Origin of the sequence: Nocardia ninae NBRC 108245 (genome assembly GCF_007990755.1) — a bacterium.
GTDB lineage: Bacteria > Actinomycetota > Actinomycetes > Mycobacteriales > Mycobacteriaceae > Nocardia > Nocardia ninae.
The window spans coordinates 24,847-43,814 of the sequence record NZ_BJXA01000005.1 but is presented as its reverse complement, the minus strand read 5'-3'; the positions used below and the strand labels follow the sequence as shown (position 1 = coordinate 43,814).

5 protein-coding genes and 1 pseudogene (1 of these 6 running past the window's edge) are annotated in these 18,968 nt (G+C 66.1%); all 6 read left to right on the top strand.

Annotated features, from left to right (window positions below; translation table 11 throughout):
- Nucleotides 1–133: 133 nt before the first annotated feature.
- The gene (locus NN4_RS06140; protein ID WP_147128975.1) at nt 134–493 is read left to right on the top strand and encodes a hypothetical protein; all 360 of its coding nucleotides are present in this window, start codon (nt 134–136) and stop codon (nt 491–493) included.
- A 74-nt stretch (nt 494–567) separates the two neighbouring features.
- A complete protein-coding gene (locus NN4_RS06135) occupies nt 568–1,227 on the top strand; it encodes a response regulator transcription factor (protein WP_147129092.1) in 660 nt (219 codons plus the stop codon).
- Nucleotides 1,228–1,239: 12 nt separating this feature from the next.
- On the top strand, nt 1,240–2,640 hold the full coding sequence (locus NN4_RS06130; RefSeq protein WP_147128974.1) for a sensor histidine kinase: 1,401 nt from the start codon (nt 1,240–1,242) through the stop codon (nt 2,638–2,640).
- 149 nt (nt 2,641–2,789) lie between these two features.
- Nucleotides 2,790–3,998, top strand: a complete 1,209-nt coding sequence (locus tag NN4_RS06125; RefSeq protein ID WP_147128973.1) for a hypothetical protein — start codon at nt 2,790–2,792, stop codon at nt 3,996–3,998.
- A gap of 3 nt (nt 3,999–4,001) precedes the next feature.
- A pseudogene (locus NN4_RS47105) lies at nt 4,002–4,394 on the top strand (WXG100-like domain-containing protein); the annotation flags it as partial.
- Between the two features lie 1,473 nt (nt 4,395–5,867).
- Nucleotides 5,868–18,968, top strand: the beginning of a protein-coding gene (locus NN4_RS06115) for a C2 family cysteine protease (protein WP_147128971.1). 17,241 nt of this gene lie beyond the right edge of the window; only the first 13,101 of its 30,342 coding nucleotides appear in the window; its start codon is at nt 5,868–5,870; its stop codon lies beyond the right edge, outside the window.

Genomic DNA, 18,968 nt, shown 5'->3' with positions numbered 1-18,968 from the left:
AAATAGTTTCTAAAGATTCTCAACAAGTTCCCTGCGCTGCCTAAGCCGATGCAAATTACATCGGTTCGATTGACGAATTCGGAATTGTGCGCATAATTGTGTCCGGAGACTTACCGAAAGGCCGGGATCTGCCATGCGGAATACCGAATCCAGTACTGCCACCCATCGCACCAACCGCCGTGCCACCGCGGCGCGCCGTGGCCCGTCGCGCACCTCTGCGGAGGAAACCTTGGCACGCTCGCGGGCCGAGCGCGCGCAGCTCGAGCAAGGCCGGCTGTTCTGGGGGAATCTCGTGGACGAAGCCGAGCGGCTGCACGAGGAACTCGGCGCGCTGCACGAGGAACTGCGCGAGGTCTATCGGCAACTCGGCGGCCTGCGCAGGCGTTTCCCCAGCCTGCCGCCCGCGCCGCGCCGCGTCGGATACCCGCCGGTCGCCGTCGCCCCGCTGCTCGGGAACGGGGCCAGGACGACCGCTCCGCAAGCCACCGCATGACGTAACGACCGAGTCCTGCTGCGCCTACGGTAATCTCACTACCCGGTGGTGGCTTGCGGGAAAGGTCTTGGGTGCTGCGTGTGGTAGTGGTGGAGGACGATGCCGGGATGGCCGGTGCCGTCGTCGACGGACTGCGGGCACACGGCTTCGGCGCTGTCGACCATCTGAGCCTCGGGCTCGACCTCCTTACTTCGCACACCGCCTACGACGCGGTCATCCTCGATCTCGGCTTGCCCGACCTCAACGGCTATCTCGTGCTGCGCCAACTACGTAAGGTCAGCGACGTTCCGGTCCTCGTGCTCACCGCCGAAGGTGACGAGGTCGCCGTCGTGTCCTGCCTGCGGGCCGGCGCCGACGACTACATGGTCAAACCGCCGCGGGTCGGCGAGCTGGTCGCACGCCTCGAAGCGGTGGTGCGGCGCAGGCGGGCCACCGAACCGGACGCGTCGGTCGTGGTCACCGGCGATGTCACCATGGATCTGGCGGCGCGCTCGGTCGAGGTGGCCGGGCAGCCGATTTCGTTGACGCAGAAGGAATTCGCCGTCGCCCGGGTGCTGGCCGAGCAGTCCGGCGTCGCGGTGGGGCGGGACAAGATTCTCACCGAGGTCTGGGGTGAGAAAACCGCGGCGACCTCTCGTTCACTCGATGTTCATATGGGTGCGCTGCGCGCCAAACTGAACCGGCCCGGGCTGATCGTCACGATCCACGGCTTCGGTTATCGCTGGGCGCGCTGAGAGGCTCGCCGCGTGCGCGCCCGGCTGGTAACCGCGTTCACCGCGCTGGCCACACTCTGCATGATCTGCTTCGCCGTCGGCATCGCCAACGAACTCGCCACCAGCCGGACTCGCGGGCTGGTCATCGACCGAGTGCAGGACGCCAGCCGGTTCGGGGTGCTGGCCGCGACGACACCGGCGAGCCTGTGCGAGGAAGCCCAGAACTACCGCGACAGCACCAGCAACGGCGTGCTCATCCTCGGCGCCGACGGCACGGTGCTGTGCAGTCTCGGCATGGATTTCGCCGACCCGCGCGTGCGTACGGCGGCCCGCGAACGGCACTGGCTCGAGATGCCGCGCCCGCTGTATCCGTGGAACACCGAGCCGCTGCTCGTCGCACAGCCGATCGGGACGCCGCCGCAGTCCGGCGGTGTTGTGGTGATCGACGTTTCGACGTCGCAGACCCGCATCGACATCCTGGTCCGCTGGACGCAGCTGGCCTGCGTCACCGCGACCGCGCTGCTGTTGGTCTCCGGCCTGGCGCTGCTGGTGTCGGGCTGGATCCTGCGCCCGGTGTCCGGGCTGTTGCGCGAGGTCGACGCGCTCACCTCGACCCTGCCGGTGCACCGCGGCCCGCCCCGGCGGCAGGCGCCGATGAGCGAAGGCCCGCCCGAGATCCTGCAACTGGCGGCCGGTGTCGAGTCGGTGACGCGGGCGGTGGCCGCCCTGGCCGCCGCTGAGCGTCGGCATGTGGTCGACACCGCGCACTCGCTGCGCAATCCGCTTGCGGCGCTGGCGGTTCGGCTCCAGGCGCTGCAGCCGATGCTCGCCGAAGACCAGGCCGCCGCCACCTTCGTGAGCGTGGTGAGCGAGGTGGATCGACTGACCGAGCTGCTCGACGGGTTGCTGACCGCCGCGGTCGCCGACGCCGAGCAAGACAGGCAGCTCCGCCCACCTGCCGCCGGGTGCGATGCGGCCGCGGTGGCTGCGGACCGGGTCGGCGCTTGGCACGACGCCTACGTCCGCGCCGATATCACACTTAGCTTCGAATCGCTGGCCACGACGGCGGAAACGGGTGTGCCCAGCAGTGCGCTCGCGCAGATTCTCGATGTGGCGCTGAGCAATTCGGCGCGCTACGCCGGGGCGGGCGCGAGCACCACGGTCACCGTCGACCGGGAGGCCGAGTCGGTCGTGGTGACGATCGCCGACACCGGGGCCGGAGTGTCGCCCGAGGAAATCGACCTGATCACAACGAGATTCTTCCGTGGCGCGCAGGCGACGACCGGTGGGTCGGGGCTCGGGCTGCCGATCGCCGCCACCTTGGCGGCGCAGCACGACGGGCTGTTGTTCGTCGAATCGGCACAGCCGCACGGGCTGGTGGTGACGGTGAGTCTGCCCGCCGTCGCCGATCCCGCCGACCTTACATCTGGGTGAACTGCTGAAGGGACGGTGAACAAACCCGTTCCGGCACGCGACTTTTGCGCACGGCACGCCACGATGACTGTCGTGCCGCGCGGCCACCCCCCCCGCTCCCTCCCGCGCCGCCGCGTCAGCCCGCCGCAGGACATGAGTTAGGAATCGTGATGGCATCGCAGTCGAACAACGGCCGCACGGTTCGCGTCGACCCCGAAGCACTGATCGACAAGGGCAAAAAGCTGGCAGAGCTGCCGAGTTTGCCGAACGGGCTCTTCGAGATTCTCGCCAAACTCAACAACAACCTGCAGAGCCTCGGGGAGCCGTGGGGCGACGACAAGATGGGCAAGCAGTTCGCCGAAGGTGATCAGGGCTATCTGAAGTCGAAGGACACGTTGGTCGGCAACGCCAGTACCGGGCCCGACGCGAAGGGCGCGGTGCCCGTCTACGGGCAGTTGCTGGTGAACTACGGCCGCACGATCGAAGAAGCGGGCAAGGTGTTCGGCAATGGTGACGACCTCTTCGCCGAGTGGATTCTGAAGAACTACATCGATGAGGACGCCTCAGGGGACCCCGGACCGTACAAGGGTCCGCTCAGTTCTGATCCGAACCGCAACAAAGACGAGAAGGACAACCAGGACGACGGAAAGAACGGTCCGACCGGACCGCCGACACCGCCTCCGCCGCCCGGTGGGCATCAGGGATCGGGTGGTGGTCCGGAGACCAAGACCGGTGGTGGTCCCGGACCAGGCGCGTTGGGATCGGGTCCAGGCCCCGGTGGCTCGAATGCTGGTGGACCGAATATCGGTGATGTGACCGGTCCTCCGGTCGCGAACATGTCTTCCTCGGGTATGACCGGCCCCAACTCGCCGCACATCCCGGGTCCGGGTCCAGGGCCAGGCAATCCCAAGGACGTGCTGGGCGGCATCCCGTCGAACGCGAAGAACTTCGGGCTGGAATCGGGTCTCGCCGGGGGCGTGCCGGGCGTGCTTGGGCCGAATGCGTACAAGCCGGCCATCGATCCGGTAACCGGTGCGCCAGTGGACAAGTCGGGCAGTCAAGGCGGCAAGGGCGGCGGTCCCGGTGGGACCCTTGGGAATCCGATGCTACGGTCCACCTCCGCGTTCGACGGTGAGAAACTGGCGGGCAAGAACGGGCAGGGTGGTCCGCAGACCCGGGCGGGCATGCCCGGCACCGGAATCCCGCCCGGGATGCCCGGCGGAATGCCGCCCGGCAGCGGCCAAGGTGGCGCCTCGGGCGACGGCAAAGAGAAGCGGCGCGAGCGGCGCAAGTCGTCGCCGCAGGTGGACGAACAGAGCGAAGCCCCGGATCCGGGCGATCCGTGGCAGCGCTCCGGCTGGCGCACCGGTGATCGGTAGCGAATGTCGGTTCCCGACGCGATCTCCCAGTCAGACATCAATCTGCCCGAAAGACTGCACGGCCTGAGTTACGTCGCCGGTGGCGAATGGCCCAAGGGCAGCGAGAACGGCATGTTCGCGCTCGCCGACGCGTGGTCGGAGGCCAGCGGCGAATTGTCGGCGTTGGTGTCCGACATCGAGGACGCGATCAAGGATGTGCTGAAGGCGTATCCGTCGGCGGAAGAATTGAATTCGTCGATGGTGCAGACGTTGAAGCACCTCACCGATGAGTCGGAAGACGCGTCGATGCAGTCGATCGCGAAATCGATGATGGAGCTTTCCAAAGCGTGCGACAAGGTCGGTTGCGCGATTCAGGAAAACAAGATCATGATCATCGTCGGCCTGGTACAGCTGATGGTCGAGATCTGGCTCGCCTGGGCTTCTCCGCTCACCGCGCCCGGGACGCAGGCGGCGCTGACCGCCTGGTACCAGCTCGTTTTCCAATGGCTCAAGGCCATGATGATGCAAATGGTGATCGCCGCCCTCAATGCCATGGGCCAGCAGATGATCCTCAATATCCTGCTTCAGCTCAGTCAGATGGCCGCAGGGCACAAGGACAGCTTCGACGGCAAATCGTTCGGCCAGTACGCGCTCGGTGGCGCGCTGGGTGGTGCGTTCGGTTCGCTGTTCGGCAAGGTCGGTGCGGATCTCTTCAAACATTTGGGTGGCAAGGTCACCAAATCCGAATTCAACAAGTTGTATCAGCGGACAGCCACCGGCTTCGTGCAAGGTGGCGCCGGTGGTGTCGGCGGTATGGTCGGTGGTGGTCTCGCCAACCAGATGATCAACGGCGGTCCATTCGAATTCGATCCGCGCATGCTCGCCGCGGGTGTCGGTGGTGCGTTCGCCGGTGCCGGGCGTGGGTTCCGCACTCCCAATACGTCGACGCATGTCGATGTGCCCGAGGTAGGGAATGCGGGGAAGGTTCCGCCGTCGGTGCATGTGCCCGTGGCGGGGGACGGTCCGTCCGGCAAACCGCCTGTGTCGGAAACGCCTACGGGGACGAAGCCGAATGGTGACGGGCAGGCCGGAGCTCCTGGTACGCAACCGCCAGCAGAAGGAAGTTCGGGCGGGAAAAGCGAATCGTCCCCGGCTGCAGGTTCTTCCGGGAACCGGTCGGCTGGAAATGAAGGGTCCGGGCGTGCCGGGACAAGTGACGGGCAGTCCGGTGGATCGCGCGATGACGGCGTGGCTTCCGGTAGGTCGTCGGTGTCCGAGGATGGACAGTCGGTCAGTAACGACGGATCATCTTCGGTTCCTGGGAATTCCGCGGATCGGGCTGTTGGTACGGAGGACGGCAGTTCCGCCTCGGCACCGAAAGGCGATGGCGCATCGCAGCTTTCCGCCGATCGCTCGGAATCGTCCACGAGTCAGGACAACCGGTCGCAAGGGGACCAGGCCGCTCAGTCGCAGGGGGCTGCGGCTGCGGCCGCGCAAGGTAGTGGCGTTCAGGGTGGGGCTTCGCAGGTAAATGGCGCGCAGGGTGGTGGCGCGCAGAGCGGGGCTTCGAATGCTGGTGGTGCGCAGGCCGGGGCTTCGAATGCTGGTGGCGCGCAGCCCGGCGGTTCGCAGACAGGTGGCGGCCAGCCCGGGGCTTCGCAGGCGAACAGTGGGGCGTCCGCCACCGGCCAGGGCGCGGCTGCGCAGCCCGGGGCCGGGGCAGCGCCCAAGGCAGACGCAGTGGGCTCTGCGCCGCCGCCCAAGATAGAGCAGCCGGGTGCGAAGCCGGCTGCGGCCGGCGTCTCACATGCCGCTCCATCGTCCGCGTCGACCGGCGGGTCCAGTTCGCCACGATCGGGCGCGTCGCCCGCCGGCGATCGGATCCAGGGCGTGCAGGCGAAGCAATTCGACACGGCTGCAACACAATCCGACAAACGCTCGGCGGCGGCGTCCGACCAGCAGGTGCAGGCGAGCGCACAGACCAAGTCCGGCGCGCCGGACTCACAGCCGACCACGCAGCGGTCGAAGTCGGTTGCCGAACAACCGACCGGCGACAAGACACCGCCGAAAGATTCGACACCGAACAAGTCGGACTCGAACCCCTCGCGCAGCAATGCGGCGGGCCGTGGTGATGGTGATGAGGGTTCGTCTGCCTCGTCCCGCAAAGCCCGTGGCGACGGCGATGAGGGTGCGTCGACTACTTCGCGTAAGGGCCGTGGTGATGGTGATGAGGGTTCGTCTGCCTCGTCCCGCAAAGCCCGTGGTGACGGCGATGAGGGTGCGTCGACTACTTCGCGTAAGGGCCGTGGTGATGGTGATGAGGGTTCGTCCGCCTCGTCCCGCAAAACCCGTGGCGACGGTGACGACGGTGCCTCCACTACTTCCCGCAAAACCCGTGGTGACGGCGACGAGAGTGCTTCTACCCGTTCCCGTAAGCCCGCTGGTGATGGCGACGACGGTTCGTCCACCCCCACGCGCAAGGCTGGTGGCGACGGTTCGTCCACCGCCGCGGGTAAAACCGGCGACGGCAACGACGGTGCGACCACCGGCGGGTCGAAGTCAGCGAAGCCGAGTGGTCGGCTCGCCGATCTGAAAGCCGCGGCGTTCGAACCGCGCTGGCGCCAAATCGATCCCCTGCTGCTCGGACCGGTGTGGCCGGGCGGCAAGTCGTTCCTCCGGCAGATCCTCGGCTTCCAGCAGACGGCCGCGTTGCTGGAGAAGTGGATCAAGGGCAACAAGTCCCCGCACGAGGGTCGAGAGCCCTTCCGTCATCCCAAGGACGGCGTCAACGACTTGCCGCTGCTTTCCAATTGTGGGCAGGAGCCGCCCCCTGCGGTTAAGGACGGCAGCAAGAAGGACGGCAGCAAGGCGGTAACCGATTCCCCCGGTGTCGACAAGTGGGGATCTCGCGGCATGCTCCGGCTCACCGCGGCGGAGCGGGCCGACCACATCTACGTTGTCTCCGAAGATGGGACTTTCACAAAAGTTCCCAACCCTTCGGGCAAGAAGCCGACGGGCGACCATTCAGACGACACCTCCTCGACGTCGAAGTCGAAGACCGAGTCCGATGACTCCTCGAAGTCGAAGTCGAAGTCGAGCAAGCCGAACACCGACTCCGACGAACCGTCGAAGTCGAAGCCGGCGCCGGGCAAGCCCGGAAAGAACATGGTCGGCGAGGACGGCCCCATCACCACCGAGCTACCTCGGAGCGGCCCGCTGCTCAATCGTTGGGCCGAGCGCCACGCCCCGGCGATGCGGAACGTGGTGATCGATCACGACGGCCGCTTTTACATCAGCGATCAGCCGCACGAAACGTTCCACAATTCCGGCGTGTACGTGGCCTTCCAGGCTCACTTCGTGGACGGAAAGATGACCGCGATCGGCGACTGGGCGGGTTCATACCACCCGGCCCCCGCCCGGATCAAAGCCGCACTCGGCGACCTCTACAAGGGCCTCGACCACTTCGACCAGAGTGGGCGCAAGTACACGTCGGAGGACGTGGACAAGTGGCCACCAGCGGCCGAAAAGACTCCACAGGCAAAGAAACCCGCCGCTGATGACACCGACGGCAGCAAGACTGACCGCGATTCGGACAGCGAGTCGAAACGGTCGAAGGACGAGCCTGAAAACACCCGGGCGCCGCTGACCGACGGACTGCAGTGGAGCAAGGTCGACGGGCTCGGCGACGATCCGCGCGTCCTGACCAAGGAAGAGTACGGCTCGGCGGACGTCTCCGGGGTCAAGGTCGTTGTTCTCGGCGACAGTGCGGCGGCACACTACATTTGGCTGCGCCCCGACGGCGCGGGAGATGCCACGAACGACGGCGGCTGGCGACGGGCCGACAGCGATGAACCGCTCGACCGGTCCGTCGAAGACATCCTTTCCGACCCGCGACTGACCGAATTCCGGGTACCCCGCGAGGTGGTGCCGGGCGACCTGCCGGTGCGGAAGACACCGACCGATGGCGAGGAACCGTTCCCTTTCCGCGACACAGATCCGGCCCTATTCGGTGGGCGGCGCGAGTCCGACGACGTGATGGACTTCGAGGGCCGTCCTCCCCGCAACTTCGAAGAGGAAGGCAAACAGCTCGCCGGCGGTTACCGCCCGGAGGACTGGCGCGGGCACACCCTCGATGATCTCCGAGAAGCATTGAGCGGCAGCAAGTTCCACTCATCCACCGACCCGAAAGAGATTGCGGAATACCACCGGGCCGTCACCGCCACCATGGAGGTGATCCGGCGCGGAACCGAGGGGTTCGACAAGCACGGCAATCCGGTCGAGGGCAAGACCCTGCGCTGGACGCAGACGATGGCGGCCATGGCCATGCGGCACGGCCCCATCAACATGGACGCCGGTGAGGGCAAGACCCTGGCGTTTCTCGCCGATGCGATCCTGCACGCCGCCGCCGGTGAATCACTGCAAGTGTTCACCACCCGCGACACCCTGGCCAACCAGGCATTCGACCTGTACCAGCGGGTGTTGGGGCCCTACGGGTTTCATGTCGGCCGGATGAATCCGGATGGTGAAGGGTATGTGCCTCCGGCAGACGGGAAACCGACGATCTACATCGGCACTCTGAACGACGCCGGATTCGGTCATCTGCGCGGCAAAGTGGTGCCGGGCCGGATGGCCGTGATCGATGAGATCGATGAAGCACTGGTGCACGCCGACACCACGTGGATCATTTCCGACGGTGCCGCGCAGCAGGCCCCGCGCGACATCGCCGACAGCGTGGTGCGGGCCAAGGATTTCCTGGACCACCACCTGGATTCCGGTGCTCTGACCCCGGACCACTTCGGACGCAAGCACGACCAGGTGGGAGGCCCTGCCAAACTCACCGAAGAGGGCGTTGCCGAGGTCACCAAGCTGCTGCGAGCGGACGGCCGACCCGAGGATTCGCTGGAAACCGAACTGCAGCGGATCAATTCGGCGGCAACGGCGCGCTGGGAGTTCGTCGAGAACGACCATTACGTGATCCACGAGACCAGCGGGAAGGTCTTCATCATCGATCAGACCACCCACAAGGTGATGTTCGATCCGGAGACCTCGACCGAAAGCCGTTGGAACGGCGGACTGGCACAGGCGGTCGAGGCGAAGCACGGTCTGGCGATCCGAGCCGATGCAGCGACCTCGAGCAGTATCACCGCCAAGGAGATGATCTCCGACACCAATTATGACGCGGTGACCGGTGCGTCGGGCACCGCCAAGGGGGTCGCCGGTGAGCTGACCACGCGGTACGGCATGCCCGAGGTGGTGACGGTCCCGCGCTTCGAGGAATCCAAGCTCACGACCGTCGATGCCGCTGTGGCGCTCGACCAGGCGGCCAAACATCAGAGGATCGCCGACGACATTGCGAGCACCCACAGCCCCGAGGCGCGTCCGCACCTGGTGATCATGAACCGTAACAGCGAAGTCGCGGTGGTGTCGGCGCTGCTCACGGCGGCAGGCGTCAAGCACATCGCCATCGACGCGAAGTGGTTCCTGGACAACGGCGTTCATGCGGAAGCGCGGCTGCAGAAGATCTTGGACGAGGCCGGTCAGCTGGGCAAGGTGCTGGTGATCAACCGGCAGGGTGGCCGCGGTGTCGACATTCCGGTGAGCAAGGACGTGAGCGACGCCGGCGGTCTGCACGTGAAGGTGTCGGGCAAATCGCACCTGCGCGACATCGACATCCAGGCGGAGAACCGGGCTGCCCGCGCCGGGCAGGAAGGTAGCGTCCAGTACTACCTGGCCGTCGACGATGCGCTCTTCGTGCCGTCGACCGAGCATGCCGTGACAGTGATCCGCTACACCGAGGCGGTTACGGCCCACGAGTCTGCCCAAGTCAAGCTCCGGGACGCGGAGGCGGTGCACGCGCTTGCGGACCGGCCTGGTGGCGATCGCGCCACACTCGATGCGGCGCGCGACGACCTCGACGCGGCGCGATCTGCCCGGGATGCCGCGCAGACGGAGTATCGAGCCGCGAAAGCCGAACTGCTCGAACTGGCTTCGACATTCCAGGCGCGCAACGCCGCACACCTGACCAGTCAGACCGTTCCTGGCCTGTCCGCCTCGCTCGCGGGGATCGAGCAGAGCACACCGAGCCAATCTCCATTCCCGAGTGTCGAGATTCCGCCACCACTCGGCACCGGTCCGGTGCACGAGAGCAAGCAACCGGATGACTCGACCGGCGAGGATCGGGCCGGTCAGTCCCCCGAACGAGCGACCGACGACGCGCCGGGCTCGCCGACCGGCGCGAAACTCGCCGCGCTGTTCGACGACTCGATCGAGTCGGCAGGCCGTGCGCCGGACGACACCACGGATACGCCGCCGGTCGGCGCGGCACCGGTGATGCCGGCGACGGAAGCACCGTTCCCGAAGACGGGTTTGCTGGTCAGCGACATCAACGGCCACCTCGTACCCTTCGATTCGATGTCGCCGTTGCCGGTGCTGCAGAGTGACGAGAACGGCGGTGTCCGGGTTCAGCTGCCGGGCAACAGCGAAGCTGTGTTCTCGAAGGACTTGGCCGCGTTGGCTTTCCGCCAGGAAGAGCAACCTGACGGTGCAACGATGTTGCGGCCGAACGGAACCGGCGTGTTCGTTACCGATACGGACGGGGACGCAGTACAACTGCTGCCACTCGATTCCGTGCAGGTGCGCCCGGACCCGGTGAACGCCGCCCTAATGCAGATGTTGCCGAATCGCCAGACCGGTTGGCTGTCGATCGATCCTGCCCGGATCGACATCGCTGCCACCAGGGCGACCGGGCCGCTGTACGGCGGCGTCGACCGGATGCCCGTGCCGGCAGATGTCCGTCAAGGCGACGCCGGCACCTGCTATCTGCTGTCGAACCTGATCGGTCTGGCAGCCCGGAACCCCGGCTTGATCAAGGACATGATCAGCACCACCGAAACCGACGGCAAGCGTCTGTTCAGTGTGCGGTTCTTCGATCCGGAGAAGAACAGCCCGGTGTGGATCACTGTGGACGACACCTTCTACACCGACGCCAACGGTGCGATGAAGTACGCGGTGAACGATCCGGCACAACCGTTGTGGCCCGCGGTGATCGAGAAGGCGTTCGCGGTGTTCCACGGTGGGGAGAAGGGCTACCTGGGGATCGACAAGGGCCGAGCCGGGGCTGTGGGTGCGAATGTGCGTCCCCCGGAAATGCCGGGCCGCGGCGGCCGGTCACAGCCGACCCGCACTGTGGACGAGCCGATATTCGAGCATCCATTCGAGGTAGATCCGGGCACCTTGGCCGGGGTGGTGGGCAACTTGGGACTCGCCCAGATGGTCCTCGACTGGGAGGGGAAGTTCTTCGCGCCGAAAGCTGCGGCGAGCACCGCATCGTCGGTTGATCAGGGCATCACCGGGTTCCTGAAGAAAGAATTGAGTGAGGCGACTGTCCGGGTTGGCACGGTCATAAACAGTCTGCCGGGCCCGCTCCTGTCGAAGTCGGATATTGCCGAGCTGGCCGCGCGGCTGGATGCGCATGTGTTCGAGGCCGTCCGGGAAGTTTGGGCGTCCTGGGGGAAAAAAGAGGGCGATCGAGCCGAATTCCTGACCTACCTCGGCGAGCAGTGGACGAATTCGGGTGCCGCGCTTCACAAGCAATTGGCTGCGTGGAGTTCCGGCTCCGAGTTGTCGAACACCACGATCGCGCAGTGGCTGGCCGAGCGGATCGGCCGCCTGCTCGAGCACGGTGACACAGTCACCCTCGGCACCAAAGAATCTGCCGGCCAAGGAAATACCGCACTGCAACCAAAGCATGCCTATGCTGTCGTCGGCGTCGAGCGAGCCGGGTCGATGCGAACAACTCCGACCGCGGTCATGATCGCCGATCCGGACGACGGTGGTCGACAGCTGCGCATACCCCTGACCGAGCTCACCCAGTTCAGCATGATCAGCGCGGCGGGCGCCGGTGCGCTTGCCGCGTTCGGCACCACCAATACCGCATCCGGCGAAAGGAGTTCTCGGTCAACGAATTCGGAACTGTTCGGCCTGCCACGTGGCCAGCGGCGACCGGCCGTAACAAACGATCATGCGCAATTCAGACCCCCACCCGCGTTGCCCTCGGAACTGACGGTGTCCGGTTTCGTGGCCGACCCCCGTGTGCGAGCCAGGCAGGCGGTCCAATGGTGGTCCGAGCACGGCAGTGAATGGTGGAACGCGTTGCGCTTCACCGAATTACCGCTGGCGGCGCAATACCGGCTGGCAACGAAATACCACCGACTCCGCAAGATCGACGGTATTCCGGTCGTAGTCCGCGACACGATGAACCGTGGCTATCTGCGGGCCGAGCTGGCGCGCCTCACCGAGCCCCAGCGCGCGGCGAAGCCGTTGACCGCTGCCGAGCGGCGACTGCTTTCCGTTGTGCAGGAGTCGAATCGGAGTTTGGCCCAAGCGGAAGGTAATGCCCGGCTGCTGGCGGAGCGTGCGGGAATCGCGGTGCCGCGGGTATACCTGCAACGCTTCGAGCCGGCCGCCTTCGGTGGTTCCGGTTCGATGGTACTGAGCTTCGGGAACACCGACGTCGCTCGGTCGGTCGTGTGGCACGTGCCAGGGGCGAACCCGCCCGAAGCCCAGCCGCTGCAGCACGATCTGGTGACGGCGATGGACATGTATGCCGCGCTCGAACATCAGGGTGCGGTAGCCAGATCCGCGACGGTGGTGTGGCTGGCGCACGGCGACGTGGCGGCGGGGTCGGGGCAGTTCACGCGTGCGCGCCGCTGGGTGTCGTCGCCGCCGACCGACGGCAGGCAACGGCTCGCCGACGCGCTCACCGGGTTCCGGGCCGCACGGGAGTTCCAGGGAGCGCATCCACCGGAGTCGGTCGAAGTGGTCGACCATAGGTGGGACACCTCCGCCGAACATTCCGGCCGGTCGCGTGTCCTGCGCATGGATCGGTTGACGAACGCCGCACTGCACCAGCCACGCGCACAGGTGCACATCCCCAGCGACGTGGTGTTCACCTCGAACGGCCGACAGGTGCGCCTACCAGGCGGCACCAACGTAGCGATGTTCCGGAATCCGAACAGATCGGGCTATGTCGCGGTCCGCGACCCCGCCGACCGCGATCCCGCGACGGCCTGGCACACGGTCCCGGAGACGGTGCTCGAATCGGTGGTGCCCACGCTCGCCAGGGCCACCGGCTCGCTGTTCGCGGCCGACGGCATACCACGGCCATCGGATGTGTTGTGGGACAACGCAAGTGTGCACAGCGGCAGTCACCACCTGCACGCCGAACTACTCGATCTTGTTCGAGAGCGACCCGGCTGGGTGCGCCGGATGGTGCGTGAGCGGGCGGACGGCACCTTCGAAGTGCGCTTCACCGAGGCGAACGGCGAGACCCGGCGGGTCGCGGTCGACCGCGAGTTCTACGCCTACCACGGCCGGATGGCATACGGAGCGCACCTGCCCGGCCAGCCGCTGTGGCCCGCCGTGGTCGAGAAGGCGTGGGCGGTGCTGCGTGGCGGGCGCATCGGTGACGCTGCCGAAGGCGCTGAGCACGCGGCGATCCTGCGCGGCGGGACAAACGATCTCGCCGACGAACTGGTCGGGTCGCGGACGGTCGGTGCGGCCGCCGCGCTGCGCCCGGCCGGCGAGTGGGCACCGGCGGGTGGGTGGCGCGCCACCCGAGGGGTCGAGCATCGGGTGATCGCGCATCCCATGCGGATGAGCGAGCGCACGCTGGGGGAGTGGCTCGGGGACGCGGATGCGGCACGAACTGTCTTGGAGCAGCGCGACGCCTGGCAAGCGCGGCGGTCGGTATCAAGCAATCTCGACATCTGGGGTGAGGCAAAAACCGTCCTCACATATCTGCGCAGAACGGGTGTCGACACCAGCCACATCTCGGGACTCCTGCAGACCGAGCGGATCCGGGACAATTCCGCATTCGATCGGATGTTGTGGCGAACCGTAGGTGATCAGGGCTGGCGGTTCGCTGGTCCATTACGGCGCCTGCGGGACCACTTGCTCGCGTGCGGCCCGGGCGTCTGGTCCGGCTGGAATGCGTTGTTCGACGAGCTGGTCAGGCTCGGCGACGCACACGATTTCGCGGCCTGGATACAGCGCAATGATGTGAACACCGCAGCTGGTTTCCAGCAATTCTTGCAGCAGCGGCTGAGGGACTATGAGCGTCACAGCGAACCCCTGCGACAGCTGTGGGACGAAATGTCGGCGTGGGAATCCGATGCCGCACTGCAAGATACTCCACTGACGCGCTGGGCCGGTTCCAGAATCAAGTGGTTCTTCGAACACAGCTCGACTCTGATCGTCAGTACCAGGCCGACGTGGCGGACGGGCCCCAGCGACACCGGACTGCTCGGCGACTACCGCTATCAAGTGTCGAACGTGTTGGTCGACGAAAGTTCCAACGCGGTGACAACGGTGTTGCTCACCAACGAAGCAGGCCAGCAGACCTGGGTTGCGGCAAAGCATTTCAACCAGTTCGTCGTGTTCTCGGCTTATGGGTCGAGCGAGCAACTCGTGCGCGAAAGCACGCGGACGTGGGCCCCGGCCAGTGCCGAGGCAGCGATCCCGTTCGCCGCGCTCGGTGCGTTCAGTGACGAACCCGCACTGGCACCCGCCGGGCACGGCACCCGGATCGTCCACGGGTATCTACCGCTGGTGGATGGCAATCGGGTGCTCGAGCCCTACGACGGTGGCATCCTGGTGCCGTCCTTGGACGCCGCGGGCAACCCGCTTGTTCCAGTGCGTGGCGCGAATCAGACCGGTCAGCTCAGCGCAGCGCACCTGAGCACCGCTGGATATCACTGGGATGCGGCGAACGGGTGGTACGCCAGGGCTGTACCGCTGCGCAGCGGGGCACTCATCTTCGAACATGAGCCGGTTGTCGTGGACCCGGCGACCGTGGTGCCGGGGCAGGTGTTGCTGCATGTCGGCGCCCAGCGGCACTGGATCAGTGCGGACGAGGCGTGGAATCTAGGCCTCGTCCGTCCTTCGGGCGTCCGGGTCACCAGCGAGCTGAGGTCGGACGGTGCTGTGGTGTCGTTCGGGGAGCAGCCGGTGGTCGTCGACCCATCGACCGCGCGGCCGGGACAGGTGTTGCTGCATGCCGGGGAGTTGCAGCACTGGGTCACAGCGGATGAGGCCGCCAGGGCTGGGCTGCGGCGCCCGCGGCGGCTCGCCGGTGCCGTGTTCGGTGCGCGCGGTCCGGTGCTCGAAGACCTTGCGCACTTCCCGGATTGGCCTGCTGTCCAGCAGCTGCGCGAGCAGGTCGCCGTGCCGGGAGCCATCGCGAGCATGGTGCGCTTCGTCGTCGCCGATGGCGGGAACGTGGCGACTGTCCCGGGTCATGTGATCAGTGCACGCGGCAATCGCGTCGATGCCACCGGCAACGTCGTGCACGACGCCACTGGAGACGTCTCACGCGACTACTACGGAAACGATGTCCGTGACGCCGCCGGAAATATATTGCAGGACAACGCAAACACGGTGGTCGTCAGCAACGCGAATGTGATCGGCCTCGATATCTTGCTGACTGTGGCCGGCGAGCCACGGTGGGTGCGTGTAGACAGGGCCACCGCACTGCCGGTCCCGCAGTCGGACAGCGCGCCGGTCTGGCCTTTGTTGTTGCTCGAAGCACATGCCGCAGTGCAGGCGCACGAACAAGGTCGCGCTGCGCCGGCGACCACCCCGTCGACGCCTCGGTGGTACACAGGCCTCGAGCAGCGCAGAACGCCGATATTGCTGGGGCAGAACGTATCCTGGCAACTGGCGAACGATACGTCCACGGCGGAATTCCAGAACGGCCGATCGACGGTCGAGCGGTGGGGGCGCGCAACGGTCTCGTTCACCGAATTCGTCGAGTTCAACGCAGAAACAGCGGCTGCTGCACGTAGCGTGTGGGGAGCTGCGGGTCCGCCGGCCGGTCCACGGTCGGACCGCAGCCGGACGGCCGACGGCAGCACGCCGTACCCGGCCGAAAACCGCGCCGCTCAGCACGATTCCGCAGAGGAACAAGTCAAATCCGAGACTGCATCGGACAACGTTCGCATCGGCACCACGTTCGATTCGACGCGGCGGGCGAACGACTGCGGGCCGCTCGCCCTGCGGCGACTCATCGACCTCACCGGCAGCACCGTGGTGCGGCTGCCGGCGGATCCGGTCGGCGACGCCGGAATGTCGAGACTGGAACTGGAGGCGGCAGCCGGAGCCAGGCTGCATCGGTTCGCTGATCACAACGGAATCGCGGTCCAGCTGCTCGGTATCGGGGAAGGTGCGACGGCCCTCGTCGTCGATACGTATCACGGCCCGGCCGACACCAATGGTGTTGGCGCGCATGCTTACTTGCTACGGGTATCGGACGGCGCGGTCGTTGTGATCGATCCCAGCACGAACCGCAGGTACGGATTCCCGCCGGTTACTCCCGCGGACCTGACCGCCACGCATGCCGTCGTCTACACCGCACACGGCGTGCCGGTGCGTGTCACGGCGGCGGATGAGCGACGCGCCCTGCATGATCTGGCCGCAGACGACAGATCGCAGCGCGACGGCGGCCGCGAGCACAGCGGTGCGGCCGCCGGTCTTACCGTCGGCCCCGAGTCACGGACCGCCGAGACGACGCAGATCGGGATGATTCCCGCCCAGTCCGTACCGCCGGATTGGCTTCCGGTGCCCAGCGCGGTCGACCCACTGTGTACCGCACTCGCGCGGACCTTCAACCTTGTTGACTCGTCGACTCTGCGGGCCGCGCTCGCACACCAGCTCGAACGGAACTTTCGAGACTATCGGGGATTGTTCATCACCGAACAGCAGCGGGCCTCCGTGGCGCGGGAGAAAGCTCTCAGGGCGAAATACGACACCACCTTGTCGACCAATCCGGCCGAAATCCCGCATAACTGGGAGCATGAAGAACGAACTCGGCGGGAGTTCGACCAGGACCTCGCGCAGCGGGTCCACCACAGGTTGTTTCAGGCGATAGCGAATCTGCGGCATGCCGGGAGCGGTTTCGAGTCGATTCATGAGGACTTGGGCGGCCTCACGAAACGAGAATTGCTGACTCTGGCGGTTGACCATTTCAGTGCGAATGTCGTGCTGCACGAACCGAATGGGTCGGTCATCCGTTCGTTCAAGAGTGTCTTCGGCCCGATCATGCGGCTGCGGCAGTCACTGAACGGTCCCTACGAGATCGGACTCAACGCCGACGGTTCACTATGGGCCGAGGTGGCGCCCATCGAACCTGCGGCGGCGCCGATACCGGGAGCGATACCGCGGCACGAGATTCCGGCCCGGCTCGATCGGGTGCTTGCCTCCCGGCAGATACCGTTGCTCGACGGTTCGGTGGTCGGCGCGCACTACACGGGCGAGACCCGGCCGATGCGTACCCTGACGACACTCGACCTGGCCGGATCGAACGCGATCGACTACCTGCGGACGCTCGGCCTTACCGAGTCGGACGTGCTCGACCGCCTGCAGGTGCTCACCCTGGCCGATTCCGATGCGATCGAAGTCCTGTGGATGCTCAACCAGCCTGACACGACAGTGATCGAGGTCCTGAACAGGCTCGGCTGGGCCGGCTCGACCATGCTCAACGTCCTGTGGACACTCAACCAGGCTGTCCCGAAGGTGCGCGACTACCTGCGGATTCTCGGGCTGGCAGACTCCGCCGTGCTCGACCACCTGAGGGCACTCGGGATGGCCGACTCGGATGTACTCGAAGTTCTGCGGATACTCAACCAGGCTGAACCGAATGCGACCGCCTACCTGGTAGAGCACGGGCTGGCGGAGACGGACGCGGTCTCCTTGCAGATCAGTCTCGGCCTCGCCGAATGGAACGTACTCAGCGTCCTGAACTATCACGGCCTCGCCGAATCCACCGTGCGCGATGCCCTGAGCACATTAGAACCGGCCGGTTCGACCGTGATCGACCGCAGCCGACTCGAGATCGAAACCCGAACGGTCAATACACCGGCCCATTACATGACTCGAGCCGAACGTGAACAGCATCGGTTGTTCGTGGGCCCGGACGGCCGGCTGTATCAAGCGCTCGATGGCGCTCCGTTCCATACCCCGGGCGCCAGGTTCGTCATGGACGAGTTCGGCAATCTGTACTCCGGCCGAACATCGGCGGTGCGCTACCACTCTTCCTTCCTCGGTGGACGAACGGTCACCGCCGCCGGCTATCTCGTGGTGAATGATGGCCGGCTCGTTGTGATGACCGACCACAGCGGGCATTACGAACCCGCTCCGCAAATGAACGACTATGCGCTCGATCTCCTCCGCCGCCAGGGCCTGGTGCCCGCGGACAATTTTCTGCGCAGGGGAATGGATGACACAACCCGCACGGGTCTGTGGGGTCCGGTTCGCGAACGAGTCGGTGAACTGGAACGTCAACGCGCCGAGACCACAAGGTTGCAGTGGTGGCTACTGGCGCATGCTTCGGCGTTGGACAGCCTGGAGCGGAGCGCGGCCACCGATCAGGTGCGGGCGTATGTACAGGCGGAACGCGCTGTGGTGGCCAGGAAGCAGGCAGAGATCGACGCCTGGTCGCGGATACTCGCGACCGGGCGGGTACTCCCGTCGCACCGGGTAAGTGTGCTGGCGCACCCAGACCCGTTCGATCTGAACGACCGGATCGTGCCGCCCGGCTTCCCGGCCGAAGTCGGCGTAGGCACGCTGGCGACCTGGTGGCACGAGCATGGCAACCAGTGGTGGAACAGCCTGCACTTCCGGGATCTGTCGCCGGAATTCCGGCACCGGCTGGTCATCGACTTTTCCGGCTTGCGCAATTCCGCGGAGATCCCCCTCGACGTTCGCAATACGCTCAACCGGGCATACATGGAAGCGGAATTGAGGGTGTCGGCCGGCTCCGCAGCACCACGTGAACAGTATGCCAAGGCAGCCATGTTCCACCTGGCCGAGCGTGAGCTCGAGTCCCGGCTCGACGCTGCCGGAACCGGCACAGCCGTCGCACCGGTGTATCTGCTGAAATTCGAACCGGACACTTTCGAACCGCCGCTCTACGGCAGCCGGGCGAACGATGGCAGT

Coding starts and splice junctions, on each gene's coding strand:
- NN4_RS06140 (WP_147128975.1), top strand. CDS start 134: ATGCGGAATACCGAATCCAGTACTGCCACCCATCGCACCAACCGCCGT.
- NN4_RS06125 (WP_147128973.1), top strand. CDS start 2,790: ATGGCATCGCAGTCGAACAACGGCCGCACGGTTCGCGTCGACCCCGAA.